5 protein-coding genes and 1 riboswitch are annotated in these 5,107 nt (G+C 38.2%); of the genes, 2 read left to right on the top strand and 3 right to left on the bottom strand.

The window, feature by feature from the left end; translation table 11 throughout:
- Window positions 1–163: 163 nt before the first annotated feature.
- Window positions 164–313, bottom strand: coding sequence for a YezD family protein (locus ACPYKA_RS18675; RefSeq protein WP_479543712.1), 150 nt, complete (start codon window positions 311–313; stop codon window positions 164–166).
- Window positions 314–477: 164 nt separating this feature from the next.
- Window positions 478–580: riboswitch (SAM riboswitch) on the bottom strand.
- Window positions 581–655: 75 nt separating this feature from the next.
- Complete coding sequence (locus tag ACPYKA_RS18670; RefSeq protein ID WP_479543711.1) at window positions 656–2,932, bottom strand: transporter substrate-binding protein; 2,277 nt, start codon at window positions 2,930–2,932, stop codon at window positions 656–658.
- 283 nt (window positions 2,933–3,215) lie between these two features.
- Here ACPYKA_RS18670 and ACPYKA_RS18665 point away from each other — a divergent pair, with 283 nt between their 5' ends.
- Together ACPYKA_RS18665 and ACPYKA_RS18660 are read left to right on the top strand one after the other, a co-directional pair.
- A complete protein-coding gene (locus tag ACPYKA_RS18665; protein ID WP_479543710.1) occupies window positions 3,216–3,398 on the top strand; it encodes a hypothetical protein in 183 nt (60 codons plus the stop codon).
- Complete coding sequence (locus ACPYKA_RS18660; RefSeq protein ID WP_479543709.1) at window positions 3,388–4,809, top strand: amidase; 1,422 nt, start codon at window positions 3,388–3,390, stop codon at window positions 4,807–4,809. The genes ACPYKA_RS18665 and ACPYKA_RS18660 overlap by 11 nt, the downstream gene beginning before the upstream one ends.
- On the opposite strand, the gene ACPYKA_RS18655 is transcribed toward ACPYKA_RS18660, so the two are convergent.
- A partial coding sequence (locus ACPYKA_RS18655; protein ID WP_479543708.1) for a hypothetical protein occupies window positions 4,746–5,107 on the bottom strand: 362 nt, incomplete at its 5' end. The genes ACPYKA_RS18660 and ACPYKA_RS18655 overlap by 64 nt on opposite strands.

The following is a 5,107-nucleotide window of genomic DNA, read 5'->3' as shown; positions in this document are numbered from 1 at the left end:
AGTGGTTGGTTGATGTGTACCTCCACAGTGGACTTTCACCACCTAGATGGTCGCCATGCCTGGCGCACAAATAAAAGACATCCAGCATCCTCTCTATACCAAAATGGCTAGAGATAGATGCAAGATGCCTTTAGTCGTCTAATCGGCAACCTCGTTATTTTTATTAAACTAAGGTTTTACTAAAACGTTTTTTCTCTGTTGCGTCAATTTGTGTAATACGACCATCATGAATCGTAATTACAACAGACCCATACTCAATTTCTTGTAAAACAGCCTGTAAATAGTCCAGTTTCACTTGATCCAGTTTGCTCAAATTCTCATCTCCCCTTTAGCTAATGGATGTAAAGTACAAGCTCTTTTCATTGGAACTTGCAAAGCTTTAGCGAGAAGAGTTATATTACTTTTGGTGGTCCAATAAGTAAAAAACCTCTTCTTATCAAGATAAGAAGAGGTTGAATATACGTTTATTTCTCTCTCTTCTTATCTTTCAGGCACTTAGCTTGCTGGAATTGGCACAGTACTTAAAAAGTCTGTTGCCGAGGCTTCACCGGGCCAGTCCCTCCACCTCTCTGGATAAGAAAAAATAAATCTGATTAAATTGTAAATACTACTGTACACTGTTTATTATTTGTTGTCAAATGAAATTTTGCTAAAATTACACACTTATTTTAAATTCCTTCATTTTTCTGTAAAGCGTGCTTCTACCTATACCTAACTTTTTTGATGCTTCCTTTACACTATTCGTCTCCGCTAACGCTTGAGTAATCATTTTCTTTTCAACATCTTTTAACGTCAGTTCTGAATGCATTTTCCGGTTGTAATACCCTTTTATATTTCTAGGTAAGTGACTACTTGTAATTTTTTTGGAGTTTCTCCTCGATAGTAAAAATGCGCGCTCCATAATATTTCTAAGTTCCCTAATATTACCCGGCCAAGGATACTCGATAAAGAGTTGCATTGCTTCTTGGTCAATCTGTGTTGGTCCATCCCCATACTGTTCTTGGAACTGTTTCATAAAAGTCCAAGCAAGAGCTTCAATATCTTCAGGGCGTTCCCGTAAAGGCGGAATATCAATATTTAGAACATTCAACCTGTAATACAGATCAGATCTGAATGAATTGTTGTACGCAATCTCCTCTTCTAAGTCCCTATTCGTTGCAGCGATAATCCGGATATCGACTGGTCGCTCTATTGTATCGCCAAGCCGGATTATTCTTTTCGTTTCAATCGCACGCAATAAAATAACCTGAAATTCAATTGGCATATCACCTATCTCATCTAGGAATAGTGTACCGTTATGGGCACTTTCAAATTTCCCAATTGCTCCGCCCTTTTTAGCCCCCGTAAATGTACCTTCTGAATAACCGAACAATTCACTCGCTATTAAATCTTTCGGGATTGCTCCGGTATTTACTGCGATAAAAGGACCGTTTCTCCTACTACTTTCTTCATGAATAGTACGAGCCATTATTTCTTTTCCAGTACCTGTTTCACCAAGGATTAAAACATTTGCAGTTGTTTGTGCGGCAATCGTCGCCGTTTCTAATTCATGTTGAAAGTTTACATTTTTAGTTTGAATCGTTCCAAATTGAAAGATTGGATCAAAGGATTTTTGAAAGTTAGGTTTTAGTAAAATCAATGTTTTTAGTTTTGCCGGATAGGAATTGACTTCAAACTTATTTTCCATATGTTTAATCATTTGAGGAGTGAGTGTTTCGCCGTTTTGAAAGCCTGTCATTTCTTTCGCCTTCAAGCTCATATATTGAATCGTTCTATCCTCGGATAATGCAATGATTGCTTCTTCACTTATCTGTCCCCAGGCATTTAGAACAATTTCATTCAAATGACTTTGTTTGGATTCTTTAATTTTATACGGGCGAGGTTTTATATTATTATCCGAGTCCCAAACAATTTTAAATTGACCATTCGATAGCACTTTTCCAATTTTAACCGGACGTGAAAGATGACGTTTTTCTTTATCGATGCGCAACTCTCCACACGCGGTATCTATTTTTCTGCCACTTATATATTGAAAAATCTGATCAATATGAGAACTCTTTTTGTGTATCATTGCATCAAGAACTATCTCTGTTCCCAAGTATGTATTGAACATAACAGAGGAGATAGCCTTATTTTCATTAAAAAATTCGTTGAAATTTGTTACGAACTTTTTGTTTAGCGAGTTATCTAATGACTGAAAGTAACTTGCAGAACTATAGTGCCCTTGTCCGACTTCTGATCCCATTGCTGCTATTTCCGTTTCTTTTGTAATTGGACTAAAAATCGGTAATGAATCTGGATCCAGTCCTATCTGTTTATACGCTTTATAGAAAGACAGTACACTTTGTCCTACTAACGTCGAAAAAATCGCATCTGGTTTTTGTAATATAATATCTTGAATAATACGATGAAATTCCTTATGTCCAAAAGGGACGTATTCTTCTGCAATAATTTCTCCCTTTTTATCTGCAACATACGATTTTACTTGTGCATTTGTTTCACGTGGATAAATATAATCATTTCCTATTAAGTAAATTCGTTTCCCATAATGACTCATCAAATAGTCAATTAATGTATGAACTTGCTGATTTGGTACCTCTCCAGTATAAAAAACGTTCGGATGATCTTCTTGCCCTTCGTATAAAGTCGGGTAAACAAGTAAACAATTGTACTTCTCAAGTACCGGTAATACAGCTTTGCGGCAGGCAGACGTGTAACAACCAATAAACACCTTAACACCTCGTCGAACGAGTGCCTCTGCTTCCTTTCTAGCCTTATGTGGATCAGAACAAATATCTCTAGTAATTATCTCTATGTTATGTCCTTGTCGTTGGAATTGATGGATGGCGAAGCAGGCGGCATCGTATTGTCCTTTTTCAGTAATCGAAGTCGTGCCTGTCAAAGAAAATAAGAGGCCAACCTTTATTTGCACTTTAGTTCCTCCTTCATTTATGTCCCAAAATGGGAAAACGTTTTCAAAATGAGACATATATAAAATACCTTTCTATTAAATAATAACTTTCTCTTCGGAAATATTCAATCAATTAAACATTAATTTTTACACTTATATCGTTGAAATGATAAGGTCTATCACTTAGATGCATAAGATATATTTTCACCAAAATAGGATTGGCATATAACTTGCATAACTGTTTCCTAGAATACTTTCCTCATAAAGAAAGCGTTCCAAAAAGATTTCAAAAGGAGTGGTCAACTTGTCGTTATCAATTAAAGAGATATTGGAAAACAAAGGAATTAAACCGAGAGAGGAACATCTTGAAGTTTTGGACAGACGTTGGAAAGCAATGGCGGAACTGCGTGGAGACTTAGATGGTGTAAACATTGATGATGCAGACATAGCGCTACGGAATATTCCTGGAGGTGATCATGTTGAGTAAAAATTTAGCAGCAATGGCGGTTGAAGAATTAGCACCACTCATTGAGAAAAAAGAACTTTCCCCTGTTGAATTAACAGAGGCGATATTAAATCAGGCAGAAGCGACAGAAGGAAAAATTAATGCGTATATGGAAGTTTACCGCGAGGATGCAATAGAAGATGCCAAAAAAGTAGAAGAAGAAATTATGAACGGGAATTATCGCGGCATGTATCACGGTATTCCTATGGGGATTAAAGATAACGTATATTTTAAAGATAAAGTGACAACAATGTCTTCGAAAATTCATAAGGACTTTGTTTCCGATTATGATGCTACAGTCATTAAAAAATTAAGAAATGCCGGTGTTATTTTCACAGGAAAAGTGAGTATGCATGAATATGCTTGGGGAATCACGAACAATAACCCACATTATGGTGCAGTGAAAAACCCTTGGAATCTTGAGAAAATCCCTGGGGGCTCTAGCGGTGGTTCAGGTGCAGCAGTTGCTGTTGGCTCTAGTGTCGCTTCATTAGGTACTGACACAGCAGGTTCTATCCGTATTCCTTCATCTGCAAATGGAATTGTTGGGTTAAAACAAACCTTTGGCCGTGTAAGTAAATATGGCGTATATCCTTTGGCTTGGTCACTCGACCATGTCGGACCAATGACAAAAACAGTTAAAGATGCTGCTGGATTATTGCAAATCATCGCTGGTTTTGATCCAAACGACCCTACAACGGTTGACGTTCCAGTTGACGATTACATAGGAAAAGTAACTGGAGATGTAAAAGACCTCGTTATCGGAATAGAGGAAGACTATTACTTTAATGAAGTCGACTCTGAAATTGAAAAGCTTGTACGTGCGGGAATTCAAAAATTAGTTGACCAAGGTGCTAAAGTTCAAACAGTGAAGATTCCTACCCTTAAATATGCGGAATGGGCAGAGTTAGTCACTTCCCTATCTGAAGCATCTGCTATTCACCATAGCGATATGTTAACAAGACCAAATGATTTTGGCCATGATATTCGTATGTTATTTGAGCTAGGTGAACTGCCTTCTGCTGTCGATTACTTGCAAGCACAACAAGTAAGAAGACAATTGAAACATGACTTCAGAAAAGCTTTTGAAAAAGTGGATATCCTTGCAATACCAACATTACCAATCTTGCCAAATGACATTGGCGATGACTGGGCAGACCTTAACGGTAAAAAAGTTGATTTGATCGATAATATTATTCGCTTTATGGGGCCGGGTAACTTAACTGGACTGCCAGCATTATCCGTACCTTGTGGTTTTAGTCAAGGACTTCCAGTAGGTTTACAATTCATGGGGCCTGCTTTTGGCGAAGCGGCAATCTTAAATGCCGGCTATGCTTTTGAACAAACGAACCCACTTGAAAATAAAAAACCTGATTTATTAATTAACGCATAAATGAAAGCATTCTTTAGCGGGGCTTGTGCGGAAACGGATTTAGCAGTTTTTGCCGAGGATTCAGCGATTCTTGCCGGGGATTCAGCGGTTTTCGCTGAGGATTCAGCGGTTTTCGCCGAGGTTTCAGCGGTTTTCGCCGAGGTTTCAGCGATTCTTGCTGAGGATTCAGCGATTTCCGCCGGAGATTCAGCGATTTTCGCCGGAGATTCAGCGATTTCCGCCGGAGATTCAGCGATTTCCGCCGGAGATTCAGCGGTTTTCGCCGAGGATTCAGCGACATTCAAAAAGGAATCTGCTT

It is taken from the genome of Pseudogracilibacillus amylolyticus (SeqCode) (assembly GCF_051918545.1).
GTDB lineage: Bacteria > Bacillota > Bacilli > Bacillales > Amphibacillaceae > Pseudogracilibacillus.
The sequence above is the reverse complement of the archived record's forward strand: the minus strand, read 5'-3'. Positions and strand labels throughout refer to the sequence as shown.